The sequence below is a fragment of the Blattabacterium cuenoti genome, assembly GCF_014251375.1.
Taxonomy (GTDB): Bacteria; Bacteroidota; Bacteroidia; order Flavobacteriales; family Blattabacteriaceae; genus Blattabacterium; species Blattabacterium cuenoti_K.
The window spans coordinates 191,565-216,692 of sequence record NZ_CP059187.1; the positions used below are offsets into that span (position 1 = coordinate 191,565).

24 protein-coding genes are annotated in these 25,128 nt (G+C 27.3%); 11 read left to right on the plus strand and 13 right to left on the minus strand.

Translation table 11 applies throughout. The annotated features are described in order from the left end of the window. Positions 1–25 precede the first annotated feature (25 nt). The 6 genes from glpK to H0H71_RS00915 form a co-directional block, all read right to left on the minus strand. Entirely contained in the window at positions 26–1,525 is a 1,500-nt protein-coding gene (glpK, locus tag H0H71_RS00890; RefSeq protein WP_185856315.1) for a glycerol kinase GlpK, read from the minus strand. Positions 1,526–1,631: 106 nt separating this feature from the next. Continuing rightward, entirely contained in the window at positions 1,632–3,299 is a 1,668-nt protein-coding gene (locus tag H0H71_RS00895) for a glycerol-3-phosphate dehydrogenase/oxidase (RefSeq protein ID WP_185856317.1), read from the minus strand. 144 nt (positions 3,300–3,443) lie between these two features. Next, on the minus strand, positions 3,444–4,796 hold the full coding sequence (gene ffh, locus H0H71_RS00900; RefSeq protein WP_185856319.1) for a signal recognition particle protein: 1,353 nt from the start codon (positions 4,794–4,796) through the stop codon (positions 3,444–3,446). A 14-nt stretch (positions 4,797–4,810) separates the two neighbouring features. After that, on the minus strand, positions 4,811–6,571 hold the full coding sequence (gene argS, locus H0H71_RS00905; protein ID WP_185856321.1) for an arginine--tRNA ligase: 1,761 nt from the start codon (positions 6,569–6,571) through the stop codon (positions 4,811–4,813). A gap of 38 nt (positions 6,572–6,609) precedes the next feature. After that, positions 6,610–7,671, minus strand: a complete 1,062-nt coding sequence (locus H0H71_RS00910) for a branched-chain amino acid aminotransferase (RefSeq protein ID WP_185856323.1) — start codon at positions 7,669–7,671, stop codon at positions 6,610–6,612. A gap of 70 nt (positions 7,672–7,741) precedes the next feature. After that, on the minus strand, positions 7,742–10,195 hold the full coding sequence (locus tag H0H71_RS00915; RefSeq protein WP_185856325.1) for an alpha-ketoacid dehydrogenase subunit alpha/beta: 2,454 nt from the start codon (positions 10,193–10,195) through the stop codon (positions 7,742–7,744). Between the two features lie 161 nt (positions 10,196–10,356). Between H0H71_RS00915 and ndk the strand changes: the two genes are divergently transcribed. The 3 genes from ndk (at position 10,357) to H0H71_RS00930 (ending at position 12,318) form a co-directional block, all read left to right on the plus strand. Then, the gene (ndk, locus tag H0H71_RS00920; protein WP_238784463.1) at positions 10,357–10,815 is read left to right on the plus strand and encodes a nucleoside-diphosphate kinase; all 459 of its coding nucleotides are present in this window, start codon (positions 10,357–10,359) and stop codon (positions 10,813–10,815) included. Between the two features lie 39 nt (positions 10,816–10,854). Next, a complete protein-coding gene (locus tag H0H71_RS00925; RefSeq protein WP_185856327.1) occupies positions 10,855–11,457 on the plus strand; it encodes a LemA family protein in 603 nt (200 codons plus the stop codon). Between the two features lie 90 nt (positions 11,458–11,547). Then, on the plus strand, positions 11,548–12,318 hold the full coding sequence (locus tag H0H71_RS00930) for a TPM domain-containing protein (protein WP_238784464.1): 771 nt from the start codon (positions 11,548–11,550) through the stop codon (positions 12,316–12,318). A gap of 5 nt (positions 12,319–12,323) precedes the next feature. On the opposite strand, the gene H0H71_RS00935 is transcribed toward H0H71_RS00930, so the two are convergent. Beyond that, a complete protein-coding gene (locus tag H0H71_RS00935; protein WP_185856331.1) occupies positions 12,324–14,993 on the minus strand; it encodes a valine--tRNA ligase in 2,670 nt (889 codons plus the stop codon). A 57-nt stretch (positions 14,994–15,050) separates the two neighbouring features. Here H0H71_RS00935 and H0H71_RS03095 point away from each other — a divergent pair, with 57 nt between their 5' ends. Together H0H71_RS03095 and H0H71_RS03100 are read left to right on the plus strand one after the other, a co-directional pair. Further along, positions 15,051–15,290, plus strand: coding sequence for a dihydrofolate reductase (locus H0H71_RS03095; protein WP_262887067.1), 240 nt, complete (start codon positions 15,051–15,053; stop codon positions 15,288–15,290). Positions 15,291–15,304: 14 nt separating this feature from the next. After that, positions 15,305–15,562: a dihydrofolate reductase gene (locus tag H0H71_RS03100; protein WP_262887068.1), complete on the plus strand. Its 258-nt coding sequence runs from the start codon at positions 15,305–15,307 to the stop codon at positions 15,560–15,562. Here the strand turns inward: H0H71_RS03100 and H0H71_RS00945 are convergent. Continuing rightward, positions 15,545–16,189, minus strand: a complete 645-nt coding sequence (locus tag H0H71_RS00945) for a bifunctional nuclease family protein (RefSeq protein ID WP_185856334.1) — start codon at positions 16,187–16,189, stop codon at positions 15,545–15,547. The genes H0H71_RS03100 and H0H71_RS00945 overlap by 18 nt on opposite strands. Before the next feature lie 264 nt (positions 16,190–16,453). On the opposite strand from H0H71_RS00945, the gene H0H71_RS00950 reads away from it, so the two are divergent. Next, positions 16,454–17,218, plus strand: a complete 765-nt coding sequence (locus H0H71_RS00950; protein WP_185856337.1) for a hypothetical protein — start codon at positions 16,454–16,456, stop codon at positions 17,216–17,218. A 101-nt stretch (positions 17,219–17,319) separates the two neighbouring features. Further along, on the plus strand, positions 17,320–18,300 hold the full coding sequence (locus tag H0H71_RS00955; RefSeq protein ID WP_185856465.1) for a pyruvate dehydrogenase complex E1 component subunit beta: 981 nt from the start codon (positions 17,320–17,322) through the stop codon (positions 18,298–18,300). Positions 18,301–18,319: 19 nt separating this feature from the next. On the opposite strand, the gene metF is transcribed toward H0H71_RS00955, so the two are convergent. Further along, a complete protein-coding gene (gene metF, locus H0H71_RS00960; protein WP_185856339.1) occupies positions 18,320–19,279 on the minus strand; it encodes a methylenetetrahydrofolate reductase [NAD(P)H] in 960 nt (319 codons plus the stop codon). Between the two features lie 54 nt (positions 19,280–19,333). Continuing rightward, positions 19,334–20,602, minus strand: coding sequence for a serine--tRNA ligase (serS, locus tag H0H71_RS00965; RefSeq protein WP_185856342.1), 1,269 nt, complete (start codon positions 20,600–20,602; stop codon positions 19,334–19,336). 83 nt (positions 20,603–20,685) lie between these two features. Between serS and rsmA the strand changes: the two genes are divergently transcribed. From rsmA to H0H71_RS03130, 4 genes are read left to right on the plus strand one after another with little or no spacing between them, the layout of a single operon-like run. Further along, the gene (rsmA, locus tag H0H71_RS00970; RefSeq protein ID WP_185856344.1) at positions 20,686–21,462 is read left to right on the plus strand and encodes a 16S rRNA (adenine(1518)-N(6)/adenine(1519)-N(6))-dimethyltransferase RsmA; all 777 of its coding nucleotides are present in this window, start codon (positions 20,686–20,688) and stop codon (positions 21,460–21,462) included. After that, positions 21,462–22,334, plus strand: coding sequence for a bifunctional 5,10-methylenetetrahydrofolate dehydrogenase/5,10-methenyltetrahydrofolate cyclohydrolase (locus tag H0H71_RS00975; protein WP_185856466.1), 873 nt, complete (start codon positions 21,462–21,464; stop codon positions 22,332–22,334). The genes rsmA and H0H71_RS00975 overlap by 1 nt, the downstream gene beginning before the upstream one ends. Before the next feature lie 7 nt (positions 22,335–22,341). Next, positions 22,342–22,749 carry a 7-carboxy-7-deazaguanine synthase QueE gene (locus H0H71_RS03125; RefSeq protein ID WP_394798411.1) on the plus strand — a complete coding sequence of 136 codons (408 nt, stop codon included), beginning with the start codon at positions 22,342–22,344 and terminating at the stop codon, positions 22,747–22,749. Positions 22,750–22,766: 17 nt separating this feature from the next. Beyond that, a complete protein-coding gene (locus tag H0H71_RS03130) occupies positions 22,767–22,982 on the plus strand; it encodes a hypothetical protein (RefSeq protein WP_394798412.1) in 216 nt (71 codons plus the stop codon). Here the strand turns inward: H0H71_RS03130 and hisIE are convergent. The 3 genes from hisIE to hisA are packed head-to-tail and all read right to left on the minus strand — an operon-like array spanning position 22,979 to position 25,121. After that, the gene (gene hisIE, locus H0H71_RS00985) at positions 22,979–23,605 is read right to left on the minus strand and encodes a bifunctional phosphoribosyl-AMP cyclohydrolase/phosphoribosyl-ATP diphosphatase HisIE (RefSeq protein ID WP_394798413.1); all 627 of its coding nucleotides are present in this window, start codon (positions 23,603–23,605) and stop codon (positions 22,979–22,981) included. The two genes, H0H71_RS03130 and hisIE, sit on opposite strands and share 4 nt — an antisense overlap. A 17-nt stretch (positions 23,606–23,622) precedes the next feature. Then, entirely contained in the window at positions 23,623–24,375 is a 753-nt protein-coding gene (gene hisF, locus H0H71_RS00990) for an imidazole glycerol phosphate synthase subunit HisF (RefSeq protein ID WP_185856468.1), read from the minus strand. Further along, positions 24,369–25,121 (minus strand): 1-(5-phosphoribosyl)-5-[(5-phosphoribosylamino)methylideneamino]imidazole-4-carboxamide isomerase, encoded by a 753-nt coding sequence (gene hisA / locus H0H71_RS00995; protein ID WP_185856347.1) that lies wholly within the window; start codon positions 25,119–25,121, stop codon positions 24,369–24,371. Before hisA ends, hisF begins: the two co-directional genes overlap by 7 nt. Positions 25,122–25,128: the final 7 nt, after the last annotated feature.

Genomic DNA, 25,128 nt, shown 5'->3' on the forward strand with positions numbered 1-25,128 from the left:
AATATTTATTTTTCTATTTTATCTATCACTTTCTACTAGACCAAGAACGAGTTGTTTGGATTGCTTTTTTCCAACCTTGAATTCTTTCCAAACGATTTGACATTCTTTTTGGTTCAAAAACTTGTTCTAATTGCCATTTATCTTGAATTTCTTCTAGATTTGTCCAATAATTTACTGCTAATCCTGATAAATAAGCTGCTCCAGCTGCAGTGAGTTCAGATACTTTAGATTTTACAACTTTTACATTTAAAATATCAGATTGAAATTGCATTAATAATTTATTTACTGTTGCTCCTCCATCTACACGAAGTTCTTTGATAGAAATTTCTGAATCCGCTTCCATAGCTTTAAGAACATCCATATTCTGAAAAGCAATACTTTCCAAAGCAGCTCTTACAAAATGAGCAGAAGAAGTTCCTCTTGTAATTCCAACAATAGTCCCTCTTGCTTGTTGATCCCAATAAGGAGCGCCTAATCCAGAAAAAGCGGGGACCATGTACATTCCTTCTGTATTTTCTACAGAAGCAGCAAGTGTTTCCGCTTCGTTAGCAGATAAAATCAACCCTAATCCATCTTTAAGCCATTGTACAACAGCGCCAGCAATAAAAACACTTCCTTCTAAAGCATATTGAACTTTATTTTTGATTTTCCAAGCAATAGTAGTTATTAAATTATTTCTAGAAAAAACTGGTTTATCTCCTACATTCATTAACATAAAACAACCAGTTCCATAAGTGTTTTTCACCATTCCAATCTTAGTGCACATCTGCCCAAAAAGAGCAGCTTGTTGATCTCCTGCAATTCCTGATATAGGAATTTTATGAGAAAGGATATGTCCCGTAGTATACCCCAAAATTTCACTAGAAGATTTGACTTCTGGTAGCATTGTTCTTGGGATATCAAATAAATCTATTAATTCTTGATCCCAACTAAGTGTATGAATATTAAAAAGCATGGTACGAGATGCATTAGTTACATCTGTAACATGAATCTTTTTTCCTGTTAAATTCCATATAAGCCATGAGTCTATAGTTCCAAAGGCCAATGTCCCGGAATAAGCTTTTTTTCTAGCTCCAGAAACATTATCTAAAATCCATTTAATTTTAGTGGCAGAAAAATATGGATCTATAATAAGTCCTGTTTTTTTTCTAATCATTTCAGTTAATCCATCGCATTTGATTTGATCACAATAGTCTGATGTTCGTCTATCTTGCCAAACAATAGCATTGAAAATGGGTTCTCCAGTTTTCTTATCCCACACTACAGTGGTTTCTCTTTGGTTAGTAATTCCTATTGAAATAATATTTTCACCTTCTAAATTTGCCTTTAGAATGGCTTCTAAAGCAACTGAAGCTTGCGTAGACCATATTTCTTCTGCATTATGTTCTACCCATCCAGGTGAAGGGTAAATTTGTGTAAATTCTCTTTGAGCTATAGAAATAATATTTCCAATTTTATCAAAAATAATAGCTCTAGAACTAGTTGTTCCCTGATCTAATGATAGCACATATTTTTTCATAAGCATATTGAATAATAATAAATAATGGTATTTCCAACTTTTCTCTCTTTAATTACTTTATTATTTCACATTATTTATTTGGTAATGGTAAGCAGAAGAAAAGAAGAAAATATCAAACTGATGGATCTGATGGATAATAATATTGCATAGCTAACTCTTTGAAAGAAGCGACTTGTGATTTTTCCCATGATTCATCTCTAGAGAGTTCTTGAGCCATTAATGATGCAACTTTTGGGGCAATCTCTATAGCTATTTTTGCATTTAAAAATAATAAACGGAGTCTTCTTGCTAAAACATCTTCAATTGTTCTAGCCATTTCATAACGTACCATCCATATAACTTCTGCTTTAGTACAGGAATAATAAGAAGAATACTTATTCTTATCGTCTTTGTTGTCTTCTTCTTGTGAGATTATTAATGAATCTCCTAGTAAAGGATTGTCTTGTATTAGTTTTTTTATATGATATTCATCTTCTCCGTATTTTTTCCAACAAGAACTTTGTTTTTTTCTATTATTATTTGAATTTGAAGAAGAAACGGAACCATAAATTTTTATATTTTTTGTTAAAGAAGGGACTTTATTTAAATTTCCTATTTCAATGGCTTTATTAACAGTATCCTCAGCCATTTTTCTATATGTTGTCCATTTTCCACCTATAATTGTAACCAATCCCGAAGGACTTATCATTAGTTTATGAGATCTAGAAATATCTTTAGTAGAAGAAGAATGAGATAAATGATGGGACACAACAAGAGGTCTTAATCCTGAGAAAGCGCTTAATATATCAGATTTTCTAGGAGAATGTATAAAATATTTATTAAAAGTTTTTAAAATAAAATCTATTTCTTTTTCTAAAGGTTTAGGTTCAAGAATACATTTATCTAGAAACGTATCTGTAGTTCCTACTAAAACATGATCATACCATGGAACACTAAACAAAACTCTTCCATCAGAAGTTTTCGGAATAACTATAGCATTAGAACTACTAAAAAAAGATTTTTTTAATACAATATGTGTTCCTTGGCTAGGCTTTATCAATATGGTACATTTTGATTCATCCATTTTTGAAATAGCATTGGAAAATACCCCCGTAGCATTAATCACTGTTTTTGAATAAATAGAATATTCTTTTTTAGTTTCAAGATCATCCGCGATCACCCCAGATATTTTATTTCCAACTTTTTTGATCAGGTTTTTAACTTGAAAATAATTTAATAAAATACCTCCTTTTTGAACACAAGTTTGTGCTAAATTAATAGCCAAACGAGCGTCGTCAAATTGTCCATCATAGTACAGGATTCCTCCTTTTAACTTATCAGGTTTAATTTCAGGAAAAATTTTTAATATTTCATTTTTGGATAAAAACTTGCATTTTCCAAAACTTAATGATCCAGCTAACCACTCGTAAAGTTTCAAACCTGTCCAATATAAAAACCCCATTTTCCAACTAAAAATTGGAATAACAAATCGTTGTTTTTTTACTAAATGAGGAGCATTTTTCAATAATAGTCCTCTTTCTTGCAATGCTTCATAAACTAATTTTATATTTCCTTGAGCTAAATATCGTATTCCTCCATGAACCAATTTGGTACTTCTGCTAGAAGTCCCCTTAGAGAAATCGGATTGTTCCAAAAGAATCGTTTTATATCCTCGAGAAGCTGAATCCAAAGCAATTCCTAATCCTGTAGCACCTCCTCCAATAATGAGAACATCCCAAATATTTATATTATCTAAAATGTTCAAAAATTTATCTCTATTTAAAAAAAAACCTTTCATCATGGATTACTTATTCACATTCACAATAGTGTAATTTATGAATATTTCAATTAAATTAATTAATATAATATGAACAAAATTAAAAATATTTATAATAAATAAAAGACATATTTTTTATAAAAAATAAAATCCCATTGCAATTCCATTTTATTTTTTTATACTTGATAAAAAATTTTTTATTATTTGTTGTCCGGAATTAACATTGATAGTTTTCATCATTTTGCTTATACTATGAAATTGATTTAAAAAAAGATCTATTTCTTTCAATGGGATTCCAGATCCTTTTGAAATTCTTTTTTTTCTACTTTCAGAGAAAAGTTTTTTTGGATTTTTTCTTTCATAAGGAGTCATAGAATGAATGATTGATTCTATTCTTTTGAGAGAATCCTTTTTTTTATTAGTAGCTTTCTTATCAAAAAATCTTTCTATTCCTAGACTCCCCGGAATCATGGAAATAATGTTTTTTAGATCTCCTATTTTTTTTATTTGTTGAATTTGTTCTAATAAATCTTCAAAATTAAAACGATTTTTTGAAATTTTATTATAAATTTTTTGAGTTCTTTCTTCATCAAATTGTTCCTGAACTCTTTCTACAAAAGAAACTATGTCCCCCATTCCTAGAATTCTATTAGCTATTCTATCTGGATGAAAAATCTCTATATCTTCTATTTTCTCTCCATTACTAATAAATTTAATAGGCTTTCCAACAATACTGGATATGGTAATAGCTGCTCCACCTCTGCTATCTCCATCTAATTTTGTCATAACTATTCCATCAAAATTCAAAAATTTTGAAAAAATTTGAACAGTGTTTATAGCATCTTGTCCAGTCATTCCATCTACAACAAATAAAATTTCATCTGGTTGACATGATTTATCAATTTTTTGTATTTCATCCATCATTGTTTTATTAATAGATAATCTCCCTGCAGTATCAATGATAATTATATCGTGGTTTTCTTTTTTAGCATAACAAATAGATTTTTGAACAATTTCTATTACATTTTTACTTCCTTTTAAAAAGAAAACAGGAATTTTAACTTTCTCTGCAAGAATTCTCAATTGATCTATAGCTGCAGGACGATAAATATCTGCAGCTACTAATAAAGGAGATTTGTTTTTTTTTTGAAAAAAAAAAGCTAATTTAGAGGAAAAGGAAGTTTTTCCACTTCCCTGTAATCCACAGATTAAAATAACGGAAGGATTTCTTCTGGATATATTGATTTCCGTATTTTTTTCCCCCATAAGGGTTACTAATTCATCATATACTATTTTTATAATTAGTTCTTTTGGTTTTAAAGAAGTGATAACTTTTTTTCCAATGGATTTTTCCTTAACTTTCTGAATAAATGTTCGGGCAATTTTATAATTCACATCTGAATCTATAAGAGCTCTTCTGATTTCTTTTAGTGTTTCTGAAATGTTGATTTCAGTAATTCTGTTATTTCCCTTTAAAATATGAAGAGCTTTATCTAGTTTTTTTTGTAATTGGTCAAACATAATTTTGTTTTTTTTTACATACGATCAAGTATTTCTATTCCTAATAATCCCATACCATATTTTAAAATATCTCCTGTTACATGAATAATATTCATTCGAATGTTACTATGAACAATATCCAAAATATCTATCATTTTTTTGTTTTGATAAAGATGATTAAAAATTTTAGAAACTTCATAAATATAATTAGCGACCAAAGAAGGATTCAAATTTTCTGCTGATTTTTTTAATATTAATGGATATTTTTTAAGAATTTTAATCATATTTCTTTCATATGTATCAAATTTCGCATTATTCCAATATTCATTAGTAAATGAACATTGATCAAAAAATTTTCGTTCTAATGAACGAATTCTAGAATAAGTATATTGAATATATGTCCCAGTATTCCCCTTAAAGTCTATAGATTTTTCAGGATAAAAAACAATTTTTTTTTTGGGATCCACTTTAAGAAAATAATACTTTAAAGCTCCTATTCCTATTATTTTAGAATATTTTTCTTTTTCTTCTTTTGAAAAATTCTTGAAAAAATTTTTTTTTGCTATAGAATACATTTCTAAAATGAGACGATCTGCATCTATAATATTTCCCTCCCTAGATTTCATTTTTCCACTGGGTAATTCAACCATTCCGTAAGAAAGATGAGATAATTTATTAACCCATACATATCCCAAACGGGATAATATGTTAAAAAGGACCTGAAAATGATAATCTTGTTCTTCTCCAACAATATAGATTAACTTATCTATCTTGTATTTTCTAAAACGTTCTACAGCAGTTCCTATGTCTTGAGTCATATATACAGAAGTTTTATCAGATCGTAAAAGAAGTTTTTCATCAAACCCTTCTTTCATTAGATCTATCCAAACTGATCCATCTTTTTTTTTGAAAAAAATTTTTTTTTTAAGACCTTTTTTTATAATATTCTTTCCAATTTCATAAACATCACTTTCATATTCTACCTGATCGAAAGTGATTCCTAATTCTTTATAAGTTTTTTTGAATCCATTATAAACCCATTGATTCATTTTTTTCCAAAGATTTATAGTCGGTCTATCTCCAGATTCCCATTTTTTTAATAATTTTCTAGATTTTTCCAAAATTGGGACATCTTTTTTTTTTGAATTTATTCCGGAATAGTTTTGAATTTCTTCACGATAAATTTTGTCAAATAAACAATAATATTTTCCTACAAAATGATCCCCTTTCATCCCTACGCTTTCTGGAGTGTCTCCTTTTCCAAACTCTTCCCAGGCAATCATAGATTTGCAGATATGTATTCCCCTATCATTGATGATCTGAATTCTTATGATTTTATGTCCAACCATTTTTAATATCTCTGATATAGAATAACCAATTAGATTATTTCTAATATGTCCTAAGTGAAGAGGTTTATTTGCATTAGGAGAAGAGTATTCTACCATTATATTTTCAGTTTGTAATTTTAAATCATAAAAATTCTTATTTAACATTTCTTTTAGGATATGAAAATAATAACTATCCTCAAAAATAAAATTTAAATAACCTCCTACAACAGAAAAAGAGATAAGTCCCATCAATTTATTCTGTACATAATTCCCAATATGAGCCCCAATTTGTTCTACAGGTTTTTTTAATTTTTTAGATAAAGAAAACAAAATTAAAGTAATATCTCCTGTATATTTTTTTTTAGTATACTGAAAGTCTAATTTAGGACAAGGATCTACCCCATATAAAATAGATATAGATTGCTCGGTAATTTCCTCTATAGATTGAAAATCATTATTACTAATCATATATAAAAAAATAATATAATATATTTAATGGATTGAATTTATAAGTATTTTTTTAATGGGGATCTCCATCCAAAAGGATCTTCAGATAAATTATGTTGTAGGTCTAATAAACTTTTTCTTAATAGAATAGAAATTCTCTCTTTCTCGTTTAAATTCGGTAAAAAAAATTTTTTACCTTGATAACTAATTGTTTTAAAATAGTTTACTACTACTGCCGTACCACATCCAAAAGCTTCCTTTAGAATACCTTTTTTTAATGCGTCTATTATTTCTGAAACACTTAAATCTCTTTCTTGTACATTTATTCCTTTTTTTTTAGCTAAAGACATAATACTCTTGCAGGTAATTCCGCTTAATATATTATCGTTTGCTTTTGGAGTAATGAGCTTCTTTTCTAACCAAAAAAAAACATTCATAGTCCCCGATTCTTCTATTAATGTATGAGTAGAAGAATCGGTCCATAAAATTTGATCAAATCCTTCTTCTCTTGCTAATCTAGTAGGATAAAAAGAAGAAGCATAATTTCCAGCAGCTTTAGTAAAGCCAACTCCTCCTGATGCAGAACGACTATACTTTTCTTCTATTTTTATTTTTAAAGGAGATTTATAATAAGAGTCTGCAGGAGTAGATATAATCATAAACAAATATTCATTAGATGGGTTAGCAGATAAAACCCCATCTGTTGCGATTAAAAAAGGACGAATATACAAAGATTGTCCATAATTTTTGGGAATCCAATCCCTATCTATATCAATTAATTTTTTCAAACCATTCATGAAAATAGATTCTGGAATAGTAGGCATTTCCAACCGAATAGCAGATCTATTCATTCTTCTAAAATTTTCTTCTGGACGAAATAAAAAAACTTCCCCGTTTTTATCCTTATAAGCTTTCATACCTTCAAAAATAGCTTGGCCATAATGAAATACGAGAGAAAGAGGAGAAACCACTATATCTCCAAACGGTTTTATAATAGAGTTCTTCCACTCACCATTTCTAAATTCAGAACAAAACATATGATCAGAACAATGATTTCCAAAAGAAATATTATTAAAATTTATTTTTTTAATCCTTGAATGCAAGGTTTTTTCTATTTTCATACACATACAAAAACAATAAAAACTTTATCAAATATAAATTAGATTTTTAAAAAAAATTCTTAACTTTTATCTAAGTATCATGCATAATTTTTAACACTTTTTCTACAATATTTTCAACAGAAGGTTTTGAAAAGTAATCCCCATCAGATCCATAAGGAGGACGATGTTCTTTAGCTGTAATTGTAATAGGTGGACTATCTAAATAATAATACCCCTTTTGTTCTTCTAATATCTTTTGTAGAAGATAAGCAGATGCTCCTCCCGGAACATCTTCGTCTATAATCAATAACCGATTTGTTTTCTTTAAACTTTTTCTAATATCTTTTTGTATATCCAAAGGTAATAGAGATTGAACATCAATAATTTCAGAATCTATATGAATTTTAGATAATTCTTCTGCTGCTTCATTTACAATTCTCCATGTAGAACCATAAGTAACAATGGTAATATCTTTTCCTATTCTTGTAATCTCTACTATTCCTATTGGGGTTCTAAAATTTCCCAAGTTTTCTGGCAATTTTTCTTTTATTCTATATCCATTAAGACACTCAATTACCAAAGCGGGGTCATCTCCAGCTAACAAAGTATTATAAAAACCAGCTGCTTTTACCATGTTTCTAGGAACAAGAATAAAAACCCCCCTTAAATAATTAATAAGACCTCCCATAGGAGATCCAGAATGCCATATTCCTTCTAAACGATGTCCTCTAGTTCTAATAATTACAGGTGATTTTTGTCCTCCTCTCGTTCTATATTGTAAACAAGCTAGGTCATCACTCATAATTTGTAAAGCATACAATATATAGTCTAAATATTGAATTTCAACTATAGGACGAAGTCCACGCATTGCAAGACCTATACCTTGTCCCAGAATAGTTGATTCTCGTATTCCCGTATCAAAAACACGTGTTTCTCCATATTTTCTTTGAAGACCTTCCAATCCTTGGTTTACATCTCCTATTTTTCCCACATCTTCTCCAAAAATTAAAAGATCAGGATATAACTCTAATAATTTATCAAAATTCTCTCTTAAAACAATTCTTCCATCCACTTCAAAAGTGGCATTTCTTTTATTATATAGAGGAAGCACTTCATTTATTTTGACTGCTGATTTTTCTGAAAAACTATATAAATGTGAAGAATAGTTCTCTTCTTCTTTACTATATTTTTTATGAAACCATCTCTTCAAACAATCTTTTTGATATGATTTTTCCTTAGAAAGAAAATATAGAGTTTTTCTAACTACACGGTAAATAGATTTTTTTGTCTGCAAATGTTTAGAATTATGTAACTCTTTTAGAAATTTTTTTATCCATTTTTTATATGGAAATGTTTCTTGTAACTTCTGTAAAAAAATTACAGATTCATTTTTTATTTTTTTAATAGGCCTCTGAAAAGCCACCCAAGCTATTTCTTGTTCTTTTTTAACATATGCTTTAGCTTCTATATCTATTTTATTCAAAGAATAAACATTAGAAATGTTCCGAAATACACCTTTATTTTTTTCAAACTTAAAGTTTAAAATCCAATCTCTAAATTTTTTTATTCCATCATTTCTCATTTCCCATTCTAAACGTTCTTTCGATTTATATCTTTCATGTGATGAAGATGTAGAATGGCCTTGAGGTTGAGTTAAATTTGTTACATGAATGATTACTGGAATATGTGCATTTCTAGCTATTTTCTCTGCTCTTAAATATGTTTTTGTAAGATCCATATAATTCGATCCATTTACACGTATAATTTCTATTCCATTCTCTTTTTTTGTTCTCTGAAATCCATATAAAAGATCACTGATATTTTTTTTTGAAAATTGATACTTATTAGTAACTGAAATTCCATATTCATCATCCCAAATAGAAAGAATAATGGGAATTTGCAAAACTGATGCTGCATTTACAGTTTCCCAAAATAAACCTTCAGAGATACTTGCATTTCCAATAGTTCCAAACGCCACTTCGTTTCCATTATTGGAAAACATTCTATGTGTTTTATTCAGATTTTTTAATTTCTTATAAATTTTAGAAGCCTGAGCTAATCCTAATAGTCTTGGCATTTGAGATGCAGTAGAAGATATATCTGCAATAGAATTTTTTTGACGTATAAGATTCTTCCAACTTCCATCATCGTTCAGTAACCGCGTTCCAAAATGCGCAGTCATCATTCTTCCAGATGAAACCGGTTCAGCTTCTAAATCAGAATGTGCGTACAACTGAGAAAAAAAACTTCTGACATTCAAAACTCCTATTGCCATCATAAAAGTTTGATCTCTATAATATCCAGATCTAAAATCTCCATTCTTAAAAACTTTTGCCATAGCCAATTGTGGAATTTCTTTTCCATCTCCAAATATTCCAAATTTTGCTCTTCCATTTAATACTTCTTTACGTCCTAAAAGGCTTGTTTCACGACTAATACGTGCTAATTTATAATCATCTAAAATCATTTTTCTAAATGAATCAAAAGAAGATTTAATTTCAGAATTATTATTTTTATATTCTTGATCACTGTTATTATTATTCATGAATACAAATTTTTGTGTTATGAAAATACAGGAATTTTAATTTTTTAGATGAACAGATTTCCTATTCTTTTTTTTGCATAGATAGAAAAGAGAACTATTCAGTATTTTAGCAAAAAAAAGAATAGGAAAAATACATTTAAAATCATTATTATATTATTATTATGATTTCTCATTTTTTTAATGGAAGAATTACATGTGCTATGATAAAACCTGATGCAGTTAAAAAAGGATATACATGGGAAATCTTGTTTAAGATAGTCAATGCAGGATTTCGTATTAGAGCGATAAAAATGATGGTACTTTCAAAAAAATCTGCTAAAAAATTTTATTCAGAACATAAAAAAAGTTTATTTTTTGAATCCTTAGTAGAATTTATGTCTTCTGGTCCAATTGTATCAGTTCTATTAGAAAAAGAAAATGCCGTAGAAGATTTTAGAACTCTAATAGGAAATACAAATCCTATATACGCAGCAGAAGGAACTATACGAAAATTATATGCAAGTTCTTTAGAAAAAAACGCTATTCATGGATCGGATAGTAATAAAAACGCTTTAAAAGAATGTCAATTTTATTTTTCTAATAGAGAAATTTTTTTTACTGAATTGAAAAATTCAGATTAAAAATTTACAAATTTGTAATTTGTTACAAAATTAAAAAAAATGAAAAAAATTTTTTTCATTACAATTTCCAGTATTTTCATATTTCTATTTGGAATAGGAATATGGATGACTGGAACATATAATCAATTGGTAAAATTGAATGAAAACATTAAAACACAATGGGGGCAGGTAGAAACTGTTTATCAACGTAGAGCGGATCTCATTCCAAATTTAGTAAATACAGTAAAAGGGTCAGCTAATTTTGAAAAAAATACACTTAATCAAATAATAGAATCAAGATCAAAAGCAACTTCCATAAAGATCAACTCAAATGACTTAAGCCAAGATAAAATTAGCAAATTCCAAAAAGCACAAGAAGAACTAAACCGTTCTGTTGGAAGATTATTGTTGATAGTAGAGAATTATCCTGATCTGAAATCTACACAAAATTTTTACGAATTACAAAATCAATTAGAAGGAACAGAAAATAGAATCAGTGTGGAAAGAAATCGTTTTAATGATCAAGTAAATAATTTTAATACTTATAGAAATCAATTTCCTAAATTTATAGTTGCAAATTTGTTTTATCAATTTAAAGAGAAAGGATATTTTCAATCTCATATTGGAGCAAAAAAATCCCCTCTTATAGATTTTAGGGATTAATTTTTTTTTTTGATCCAAATTTCCTATTATTTTGAAATAATAAAATCAGTTTACAATGTCTTTAAAAAAAAGATTTTAATGACAAACTACATGCAAATTCTGAATTTTTTTTTAGTTTTATTGATTTTCACTTCCAATTCAGTGAAAGGGCAATTTCATCATATCCCCCCCCCTCCAAAAAAAATATCTCCTATTCAAGATTATGCAGGTGTATTGTCAACAACTGATATAGATTCTTTAAATAAGAAACTTATTTCATATTCCAAAATAACGTCTACAGAAATTTTAGTTTCTATAGTTCAAGATCTTTATGGAGAAGATCCAAGTATTTTGGCTTCTAAATGGGGTGAAAAATGGCATATTGGAAAAAAATATAAAAATAATGGAATTGTTCTATTACTCTCTGTTAGAGACAAGAAAATATCCATTCAAAATGGATATGGAATAGAACCATATATAACAGATTTATCAACTGGACAGATCATAAAAAAAATAAAACCTCAATTACAGAGGGGGGATTTTTATCAAGCTATAGATTTCAGTACAAAAGAGGTTTTTAATATTTTGAATAATAAATTCAAAAATAATAATAAATACAGAAAAAAGAAAAAAAATAATAATTTTTTTTTATGGACTTTTTTGATCCCGTTTAGTATTTTTCTAGTTGCATTTCTACTACATAGAAAAAATGATTTAGAATTTTATTCATTACTGATAAATCCGTTTTTTTTAACAAATTTTCTATTTAGAAATTCACACCAAAAATATGAAGAAGAAGAAAATGAAGATTTCTTTGATGATGATGGATTTGGAGGTGGAGGATCGTTTGGGGGAGGAGGAGCCAGCGATAATTGGGATTAATTAATTTATTGATTTCTTAAATAGCCTTTTAAAATAGCTATTTTTTCCAAAGTATCATTTTCTTTTTTTTTTTCCTTTAAAAGAATTTGTTTGGGAACAGACTTGACATATTTATCGTTTGATAAATTTTTTCGTATTCTAGATAATAGATTGTCAAAATATTTAATTTCTCTTTCAATTTTAATAACATCTATTATTTCATCTTGATCATTCTTATTCTTAATGAAAAAGATATTTTCTTTTTCTTCTGATAAAAAATATCTATCTTTTCCTAAAAGAAATGAAAAAAAATTTCCTTTTACAGGTTTTTTTATAGAAACAATTTTAGATAAGTTTGCTAATTTTAAAATTACTGAATCACATTTTTTTTCTATTATACTATTAGTAAATAACACAAGTTTCCTTTTATAAGGAATACGTTTAATATTTCTAATATTTCGTATTTGAGATACAATTTCAGTTGCTTTTTCAAAAGAAACTAATATATCATGATTATATGAATTTTTTTTAGGCCAAGAAGAAATAATTAAAGCTTCTTCTGAAGTTCTCTTTTGAATAAGATTCCAAATTTCTTCTGAAAGAAAAGGCATATAAGGATGTAATAATTTTAATATATTTTCAAACCATTTTACGGTATTTAAATAAACGTATTTTGATCTAAAATCTCCAGATGATTTTATTATTTCAAGGAAATAAGAACAAAAATCATTCCAAATAAATTTGTACAAAATCATCAATGATTCATTGAACTTATACTTTATAAAAAATTTTTCAAAAGTTTCTAGAACATAATAAAAACGATTTTCAAACCATATGAAAGCGATATTAGATGATTCAGAAATATCTGTTTTATCAGATTTTGATTTTATTTTCCAACTTTGAATTAAACGAAAAGCATTCCATATTTTGTTAGAAAAATTTCTTCCTTGTAAACAAATTTTTTCATCAAAATGAAAATCTTTTCCCGCGTTAGTTCTAAGCATAATTCCTACACGAACAGCATCTGCTCCATATTTTTCAATCAAATTCATAGTATTCGGAGAATTGTTTAGAGATTTAGATATCTTCCTATTTTTAGAATCTCTTATTATACCAGTAAAATAAACATTTTTAAATGGTTTTTCTTTTTGAAAAAGAAACCCTGCCATAATCATACGTGCAACCCAAAAAAATAAAATATCAGAACCTGTTACCAAATCTTCAGTAGGATAATAATAAGATATTTCACGGTTATAAGGATGATGAATTCCGTTAAATACAGATATAGGTAAAATCCAAGAAGAAAACCAAGTGTCTAAAACATCTGTTTCCATTTTAATTTGATCAGATTGCAATTTTTTATTTTTACTTTTTTTTCTAGCTTTTTTTAAAGCTATTTCAAAATTTTCTGCTACAACGAAATCACTATTTTTTTTTCCATAGTAATAAACAGGAATACGATGTCCCCACCACAATTGTCTAGATATATTCCAATCTCTAATTTTTTCCATCCACTGGAAATAATTTTTTTTGAATTTACTGGGATGAAATTGAATCTCTCCATTCTTTACTGCATCTATAGCATGGATGGATATTTTTTTCATTTTTAAAAACCATTGAAGTGACAATCGTTGTTCTACTATAGATTGAGTTCTTTCTGAAAAACCTATTTTATAATTATGATTTTCTTCTATCTTCACTACAGATTTTAATTGAAATAATTCTTTAATAACTCTCTTTCTAACTTCAAAACGATCCATACCTTTATAATGAAGTCCTTTTTCATTTATAGTAGCGTCTTCATTGAAGATATTAATAACCTCTAAATGATGTTTATCAGAAATATTTTTATCATTAATATCATGAGCAGGGGTTATTTTTAAACATCCAGTTCCAAAATTTTGATCTACATATGAATCTTGAATCACAGGAATCACTCTATTAACTATTGGAACTATAACTTTTTTATTTTTTAAATGAAAATAACGAATATCATCCGGATGAAAACAAATAGCAGTATCTCCAAATATAGTTTCAGGACGAGTTGTTGCAATAGTTACAAAATTTTTTTCTCCTTCAATTTGATATTTTATATGATAAAGTTTCCCCTTTTGTTCTTTGTAGATTACTTCTTCATCCGAAAGAGTGGTTTTTGCTTCTGTATCCCAATTCACGACATGATGCCCTCTGTATATATATCCTTTTTCATATAAATCTATAAAAACTTTTGTAATAGATTTCGACAACCCTTGACTCATCGTAAATTGAGTTCTCTTCCAATCGCAAGAACACCCCAATCTTTTTAGTTGATTCAAGATAATATTCTGATGTTTTTTAGACCATTTTAAAACATGATACAAGAATTTCTCTCTTCCCATAATAATTTTGGATAATCCTTGTTGCTTTAACAAATTAACAACTTTTGCTTCTGTAGCAATAGAAGCGTGATCTGTTCCCGGAATCCAACACGTATTGTATCCTTTCATTCTGGCGTATCGAATTAATATATCTTGAATAGTGTTGTTTAAAATATGACCAATATGAAGAATTCCAGTGATATTAGGTGGAGGCATTAAAATTGTATAAGGAATCTTATCCTTATCTGGATAAGATCCAAAATAACCTCCTTTCATCCAATGATGATATATTTTTTTTTCTACGTATTTTGGATCGTATTTAATAGGAATAATATCCATAAATTGTTTACTATACTATACTAATATATATTATAATATAAAAAAAATTTAACTTTAATGATCGTAATTCTTGTTGCTTCAGTTTCAGAAAATGGATTTATAGGAAAAAATAATAAATTAATGTGGTATTTGCCTAATGATTTTAAACGTTTTAAAAAACTTACTATTGGAGAAACAGTTTTAATGGGCAGAAAAACTTTTGAATCCATTGGAAATATTCTTCCAAAAAGAAGAAATATTATTTTAACGAAAAAAAAAAATTTTTTTCCAAAAGTTTCAATAATAATAGAAACGTAAAAATCCTTTCTTCTTTGAAGGATATCTATCATTTATCTTATAAAAAAATATTCATTATTGGAGGAGAAAAAGTATATAAATCAATAATAGATCAAGCAAATATTATAGAGTTAACCCTTGTTCATGAAAAATTTAATGGAGATGCAAGATTTCCAAAAATAGATTCAAAAAAATGGAAAAAAATATATGAATTCTCCTACAAAAAAGACAAAAAACATTTATACAATTATAGTTTTATTAGATATGAAAACATATTATTCTCTTCTGTCTAATTCTTTTTTTATTCGTGCTGCAAGCTCATAACATTCATTAATTACTGCATGATTTAATAGAGCATTAAGATCTTTATCAGTCATTTTTTCTAACTCTTGTTGAGTTTTTTCTTTATTAAAAAAAAGGGGGATTGAATAATTTTCAATACATTCTTCAGTATCTTCGTTATCTTCTTTATTTTCAATTTCAATAGGAAATCCATTTTCAAAATATATTCCCGCTTTATCAAAAATTTCTTTTGTAGTATAAATAGGGGCTTGAAATCTTACAGCTAACGCTACTGCATCTGACGTCTTTGAATCTATTTTATGTTCTGTTTTTTGATCTCCCTCCTTATAAAATAGAATATAAGAAAAAAATATTCCGTTTACTAATTTGTATATAACAACTGATTTTAATTTTATACGAAATATTTCTGAAACAGAAAGAAATAGGTCATGAGTAAAAGATCTAGATGGATCTCTTTTTCCTAAAGCAGAAGAGATAGATTGAGCTTGCAAACTTTCTATAATAATAGGAAGTTTTATTTTTCCAGATTCTTCTTCTTCTAGTAATAAAACATATATCCCAGACTGTATTTGACTTAAGGATATCCCACGTATAGTTAATCTGATGAGTTGTTCCATAATTAGAAAAAAAATGTATAAAAAATCTTTATTTAAAGATACTAAATTTGAAAGTAATTTTTTACTAATTCTAATCTAATTTTATTCCTAAATACTGAATTTGATGGATTTCAGAATCAAATTCTTGAGTCAAATAAAAAAAAATTGTTGTTATACGGAGTAATTTTTTTTATATATTTATATAAAATAAAATGTTCAAAGTCAGTGAAAGTGAAAACGAATCCAATTGATAGATATCAAATCTAATTAAAAATTATTATTATTATGAATACTAGATTTCTAACAATTTTTTCTCTAGCATTAGGAATTTTACTTGTATCCTGTAATGATGACAACACCATCTCTTCTTCTGATCCTTCTTCTTCTTCTTCTTCTTCTTACGAACCTCCTGCTCCTTCTCCTGATCCTGAAACTGAACAAGAAGAAACTTCTTCAGATCCATCTAATTCTAAAAAAATCTTCTCTTTTACAAATCATCATCCTAACACCCTAGATTCATCTGTTTATTCTTATTCTTATCCTTATTTTTATTCCAGTGAAAAAGAAAAATATAAGTTTCCTCCTACTCCACAACCTTCTTTTGATATAATAGAAGAAAAAAAATTAGAACAAGAGCAAAACAAGTTTTTTTCGAGTCTAGATTCTAATACTTTAGATATAAGAATTAAAGAATTAGGAAATAGAATAGAAAGATTACAACAAGAAAGTGATTACCATCATGATGAATATTCTCATATGATCAATATTCAAAAATTAATTCTGGATGAAATGAGAAAAAAAAAAAGGATCATAAACTCAAAAACTTCTGGACCAGAAGAAATAATCAAAGCAAAACAAGAATTTGAAGAGAAGAAAAAACTGGAGGAAGAAAGATCACAAATTATCAAAGAAAAAGGTGATTTATTGAATCAGATAAATAATATCATATCAGCAGCAAGAAAAGAAGAATATGATCTTAAAAAGATACAAGATAGTAGAAAAGAAGAAATGCTCAATAATCATCGATCAAAAGAAGAAGAATATAAATAATAATAATTAATTTGATTAATAATAATTATTTCAAAACGGAAAAGGCCTCCTTTTCCGTTATTATTTTTGACGTTTCGTAACTTTTATTATGTATGAAGAAAATGAAAAAAATGACCTTTCGAGAAGTAATAGCTGAAGCGATGAGCGAAGAAATGAGAAGAGATGATTCCGTCTATCTCATGGGAGAAGAAGTCGCTCAATATAATGGAGCTTATAAAGCTTCTAAAGGAATGCTAGATGAATTTGGCCCCAATAGAGTTATTGATACACCTATCTCAGAATTAGGATTTTCTGGAATAGGAGTGGGTTCTGCTATGAATGGATGTAGACCTATCATTGAATTTATGACATTTAATTTTTCTTTGGTAGCAATGGATCAAATTATTAATAATGCTGCAAAAATACGTTATATGAGTGGAGGACAATGGAATATACCTATTGTTTTTAGAGGGCCAACTGGTTTTGCTGGCCAATTAGGTGCAACACATTCTCAATCTTTTGAAAGTTGGTATGCAAGTTGTCCAGGATTAAAAGTTGTAATTCCATGTAATCCCTATGATGCAAAAGGGCTATTAAAATCTTCCATACGAGATAATAACCCAGTTATTTTTATGGAGTCAGAACAAATGTATGGAGATAAAATGATGATTCCAGAAAAAGAATACATTCTTCCTATTGGAAAAGCAGATATAAAAAAAGAAGGAACTGATATAAGTTTAGTTTCTTTTGGAAAAATCATGAAAATGGCTTTAAGTATAGCGAAAAAATTAGATAAAGAAAATATTAGTGTAGAAGTAATAGATATTCAAACTATTCGTCCGTTGGATTATAAATCTATACTTTTGTCTGTAAAAAAAACTAACCGATTAGTCATTTTAGAAGAATCTTGGCCGTTTTCTTCAATAGCATCTGAAATTTCATATATTATACAAAAAAAAGCGTTTGATTATCTAGATGCACCTATTAATAGAATCACGATTCTTGATACCCCTGCTCCTTATGCTTCCAATTTAATTAAAGCTTGGTTTCCCAATGAAGAAAAAATAATAAAAGCCATTAAAGAAACTCTTTATATATTCTGATAATAATATCAATATGATTTTAATAAATAGCTTTAACAATTTTATAAATATTTTCTGGTTTATCCATTGTATAATAATGAATTACTTCTATTCCAGAATCTTTTAACTCTTTTGATTGATGTATCGCCCATTCTATTCCAATTTTAGAAACAGATTTTTTATCTTTAGCTTTTTCAATTTCTTTTACTAATTCATTTGGAATATTTAAGTAAAAACGAGAAGGAAGAATATTTAACTGTTTTTTTGAAGAAATAGGTTTAATTCCAGGAATTATAGGAACAGAAATTCCTTCAGATCTACATTTTTTTACAAAAGAAAAAAATTTTTTATTATCAAAAAACATTTGAGTTACAATATAATTGGCACCAGATTCTATTTTTTTTTTTAAAAAAAAGAGATCTCTTTCAATATTTGGAGCTTCTAAATGTTTTTCAGGATATCCAGCTACTCCAATACAAAAATCAAATAATGGTGCATTTTTTCGTTCTAGATTTTTATCAAGATACTTTCCTTTATTCAAATCTTGAACTTGTTTGACCAATTCAATTGCATATTTATGTCCATTTTTTTTTGCAAAAAAACTCTTTTCAGTTTTGAGAGGATCTCCTCTAAGAACTAAAACATTATCTATTCCTAAAAAATTGATTTCTATTAAAGCATTTTCAGTCATTTGTCTATTTACCCCACCACAAATAATATGTGGGACAGCATCTATCCCATATTTATTCATAATTGATGCACAAACTCTTACAGTTCCAGGACGTTTTGAAATAGTTTTTTTTTGTAAAAGTCCATTTTCTTTCTCAAGATAAATAAATTCTTCACGATGATATGTCACATCAATGAAAGGAGGATTGAATTCCATTAAAGGATCCAAAGTTGAAAAAATATCTTTCATATCATCTCCTATCAAAGGAGGTAAAATTTCAAAAGAGAACAAACTTTTTTTAGCTTTAGCTATATGATCAATGACTTTCATATCAAAAACTATTTTTGTATGTAATGGAGAGACAATAAATTAAAATTGTTTATTTTATGTGATTGTTATATAGTCAAATCCTGTATAAGGAACCAAAACTTTAGGAATATAAATTTGATTTTCAGTTTGATTATTTTCTAATAAAGCTGCCATAATACGGGGTAACGCTAGAGAACTACCATTTAAAGTATGACACAATTCCATTTTTCCATAAAGAGTTTTATAACGAATTTTCAATCTATTTGATTGAAAATTCGTACAATTTGAAACAGAACTTACTTCTAGCCATTTTTTTTGCCCCATAGAATACACTTCAAAATCATAAGTCATTGAAGAAGAAAATCCAAGTGTTTCTCCACTTAAACGAATAAGTCTAAACGGTAATTCCAAAGATTTTAGAATATTTCTAATATGCAAAATCATTTCATCTAAATAATCATAAGAAGTATCAGATGGTGTAATTTGAATTATTTCTACCTTTTCAAATTGATGCAATCTATTTAGCCCTCGTACTTTAGATCCATAAGACCCGGCTTCTCTTCTAAAACAAGAAGTATAGGTGGTCGCTCTAACAGGAAGATCTTTATATGTAAAAACATTGTTTCTAAAACAATTTACAAGAGGGACTTCTCCAGTTGGAATCAGATAAAGATTGTCTTTTTCTATAAAATACATCTGATTTTCTTTATCTGGAATTTGTCCAGTAGCATATACAGACATTTCATTTGCAAGATAAGGAAAACTATACTCTATATAGGAAGCACGGATGTTTTGATCTAAAAAATATTGAATTAAACTTCTTTGTAATTTAGCACCTTTTCCAAAATAAACTGAAAATCCAGATCCACATATTTGTGTACCTAAATCTGAATCGAATAAATGAAATTTTTTGGATAATTCCCAATGAGGAAGCCCACATTCAATTGTACGATAAATAGAACCTTCTTGAAAAAGAATATTTTCTGTATTTTCATTAATTTTTTCGTCAGGAACATTAGGAATTTGGTTTAGTTTTTTTTCCAAATTTTGAACTATATCTTTTAATTCTATATTAAGATCCTTTTTTTTTCTTTTAAAAAAAAGTGCCTTTTCTTTCAAAGAATTAATTTGAAAAGAAAAATCTAAACTTTTTACTAGATTACTTATTTTTTTAGAGATTAAGTTTTCTTTTTCTGAAATCTTATTTAGAATATTTTGTACTCTCTTTTTTCTTTTATCTAAAATTAATATTTCATCTATTAAATTTATTTCTTTAAATTTTCGTTTATTTAGTCCTGATAAAACTTTTTTTCTATTTTCTCTTATAAAAGACACTTGAAGCATAACAAAAAAAAAATTCAAAAATAATATAAAATTACAAGATAAATAATAAATATCTTACTATAAGTCTATATTTGTACTTAACTATGCGTAAGTTTTTCTATTCTTCTAGAAATAAATTAGATCAACATTTTTTGAGTGATCAAAAAATAGCTGAAAAAATTGTAAAAAATCTTTCTTTTAAAGATTATAATACAGTAGTAGAAATCGGACCAGGATTAGGAATATTAACAACTTATTTATTAAATATATGTGATAAGGTGTTTTTGATAGAAATTGATGAAGAATTAATTTCTTTTTTAAGAAATAATTTTCCTCTTTCTAAAAAACAGATAATCCATAAAAATTTTTTAGAATGGAGTCCAGAAGAAATTAATCTTAAGAATTTTGCATTGATTGGAAATTTTCCTTATAGTATTTCTTCTCAAATATTATTTCATATTTTGAAATATAATCAATACATTCCAGAATGTGTTGGAATGTTTCAAAAAGAAGTAGCAGAACGTATAGTTTCTCATAATGATAAAAAAACTTACGGAATTTTATCGGTTCTTGTCCAAACATTTTACGATGTAAAATATCTTTTTACTGTTGATAAAAATGTTTTTTTTCCTGTTCCAAATGTAATGTCAGCAGTTCTTTTCTTAAAAAGGAAAAAAGTAGAAATTTTCAATAAAGATCTTTTATTCAAATGTGTGAAAATATCTTTTAATCAAAGAAGAAAAATATTAAAAAATTCTCTAAAATCTTTTAAAAAAAAAATTACAGATTTTTACAATCTTCCATTTTTGAACAAAAGAGCAGAACAACTTTCCGTAAGAGAATTTCTTCAATTAACAAAAGAAATAGAAATTCGAAAATGATTACTAAAATACTGAATGGGGACAAATTAGCAATAAAAATAAGAAAAGAAATTTCTAAAGAAATAGAAAATATAAAAAAGAAAAAAAAACGGATTCCTCATCTTGGAATTATTTTATCAGGAACTAATAGTTCTAGTTTAACATATGTGAATAGCAAAATTAAAGAATGTAAAAATATAGGGCTCCAATCTACTTTAGTCCATTTACCAGAATATAGTTCTGAACATGATATACTAAAAGAAATTCAAAGAATGAATAAGGATCCATTAATAGATGGTTTTATTGTTCAACTCCCTCTTCAAAAACACATCAATCAGAATAATATAATTTTGTCTATTAATCCAAAAAAAGATGTAGATGGATTTCATCCTGAAAATTTTGGAAAAATGTCTTTGAATATGAAAGCTTTTTTTCCAGCTACTGCATTAGGGATATTAACTCTTTTAGAAAAAAACAAGATAAAAATATCTGGAAAACATACTGTAGTAATTGGAAGAAGTAATATTGTAGGAAGACCAATTAGTATTTTGATGAGTAGAAGAAAAGATATTGGAAATAGCACTGTTACATTAACTCATAGTTCCACTCCTAATATAGAATATTATACAAAACAAGCAGATATAATTATTACCGCTGTAGGAATTCCAGGTTTTTTAAAAGGAGAAATGATTAAAAAAGGTTCTATAGTCGTAGACGTAGGGATTACTAGAATTCAAAATGGAAAAAAATTCTATTTTAAAGGAGACGTTGATTTTAATAGTGTTTATGGAAAAGCTTCTTATTTGACTCCTGTTCCAGGCGGAGTAGGCCCTATGACTCGTATTATGCTTATCAAAAACACTTTAATTGCTGCATTAAAAAATAGAGAATAAATAAACAATGAGAGAAAAAATCATTCATGAATATTATAATAATACTGTTACTTTTCCTGTGAAAGAATCTTTTTATTCCCTTCAAGGAGAAGGACATTATTCTGGAATAGCTGCTTATTTTATCCGTTTAGGAGGATGTCACATAAAATGTAATTGGTGTGATACTAAAACAAGTTGGAAAATCAATAAAAACGATTTTTTAACAGTAAATCAAATTATTAAAAACATAAATAGTCAAGCAAAAATAATAGTTATTACTGGTGGGGAACCCACAATGTGGAATTTATCTCCTTTAACTAAAATTCTTAAAAAAAGAGGATACCGAATTCATGTAGAAACTTCAGGAACCTATCCAATTCAGGAAGAATTTATTGATTGGATTACTATATCTCCTAAAAAAAAAAGCTTCCACTAAAAGAAAATTATAAAAAAATGAATGAATTAAAAGTTGTTATTCATGATGAAAATGACTTTTTTTTTGCAGAAGAACAGTCAAATTCAGTAAATAAAAATCCACATTGTGTTTTATTGTTACAACCTGAATGGAAACAAAATATAAAAATGATTCCAAAAATCATTTCTTATATAAAAAAACATCCTAAATGGAAAATTTCTCTTCAAATTCATAAAATATTAAATATTTCTTAATTTTTTTTTATCTTTAAATGTCTTTTTTTTAAAACCTCTATCACTTCTTGAAGCGAACAGTTTTTACTATACAAAAGTAAAAGATAATGAAACAACAAATCTGCAGATTCATTTAAAAATAAATTTTTGTTCATATCTTTAGATTCAATGATAACTTCTACTGATTCCTCTCCAAACTTTTGAGCAATTCTATTAATTCCACTTTGAAAAAGTTTCAACACATAAGAATTTTTATTTCTTTTTTTTATTCTATTAGAAATAATTTTTTCTAAAAAAAATAAAAAATTTATTTGATTTTCTTCTTTCCAACAAGTATCCGTTCCTTTGTGACAAGTAGGCCCTGTTGGATCTGCTTTAATTAATAATGTATCTTGATCGCAATCAACTAATATGTCTTTAATCAAAAGATAATTTTTACTGATTTCTCCTTTTGTCCATAATCTTTTTTTAGATCTACTATAAAAAGTGATTTTTCTTTCTTCAATACTTTTTCTATATGCTTCTTGATTCATATAACCTAACATTAAAACTTTATCTGTTTTTGAATCTTGAACAATAACGGGAATCAATCCGTTCTTAAACTTTATTCTTTTTTCTTGAATAAGAAGATTATTTTTCATCATTTACATTTAGATTTTTTTTACCGAATCAGAATGTTTTTATTTCTTAAATAAGATTTAAGTTCAGGAATTTCTATTTCTCTATAATGAAAAATACTAGCTGCTAAAGCAGCATCTGCTTTTCCATTTTTAAAAATTTCATAAAAATCTTTTAATTTTCCAGCTCCACCTGAAGCAATAACTGGAATAGAAAGTTTTTCAGATATTTTTTTAGTGATATCCAAAGCAAATCCACTTTTTGTTCCATCATGATTCATTGAAGTTAATAAAATCTCTCCTGCTCCTCTCCTAAAAGCTTCTTTTGCCCAATCCAAAGTTTTTCTTTTAGTTGGAATTCTTCCCCCATTTAAATATACCCACCACTCATTTTCCTCATATTTTGTATCAATTGCCAAAACAATACATTGACTTCCAAATCTATTCGAAAGAATTTCTAATAGTTTTGGTTTTTCAAAAGCTGCAGTGTTAATAGAGATTTTATCCGCTCCTGCATTTAATAACAATTCAACATCTTTTTCTCCTCTAATCCCTCCACCTACAGTAAAGGGAATGTTTATATGTCTCGCTATTTCTCTTACTAAACTTAATAATGTTTTACGTTTTTCATTTGTTGCCGTAATATCTAAAAATATTAATTCATCTGCTCCTTGTTTCGTATACCAACTTCCTAATTCAACTGGATTTCCAGCATCTTTTAGATGTTTAAAGTTCACTCCTTTTACAGTTCTTCCATTTTTTATATCTAAACAAGGTATAATACGCTTAGCTAACAACATTTTTTTATTTTTTTTTGATTATTCTTTTTTTTCCAATCCATCAATTCTATCAGAGAGATTCTATTCTCATAGAGTGCTTTTCCAATAATTACTCCATAACATCCCAAATTTGATAATATATCTATATCTCTCATATTACTGATTCCCCCACTTGCAATAAATTCAATATCCGGAAATTTTTGAATAATTTTCTTGTATAAAGAAAAAGAAGGCCCAGATAAAACTCCATCTTTGGATATATCCGTGCAAAAAATTTTTTTTATACCATGTCGGCTTTTTTCTTTTAAAAAATCCCAAAAAGAAATTGAGTAAAACTTTGTCCATCCATTAGTTGCGATTTGATTATTCTTAACATCTACTCCAAGTAATATTTTATTTTTTCCATAAATATGAATCCATTTTTTGAAAAGTAAAGGTTTTTGCACTGCTATACTTCCAACAGTCGCCATATATCCACCATTTTCAAAAACAATACGAACATCATCATCTGTATGAATCCCCCCTCCAAAATCAATAATCAAATGTGTATATGTTGCTATTTTTTCTAATATTTTCCAATGAACTACTTTTCCTTTTTTTGCTCCATCTAAATCTACTAAATGTAATCTAGATATCCCATGATCTTCTAATAAAAATGCAACATCTAACGGATCATTATTATAAATCTTTTTCTTTTTATAATCTCCTTGTATTAAACGAACACATTTTCCATCAATAAGATCTATAGCCGCAATAATATTCATTTTTTTT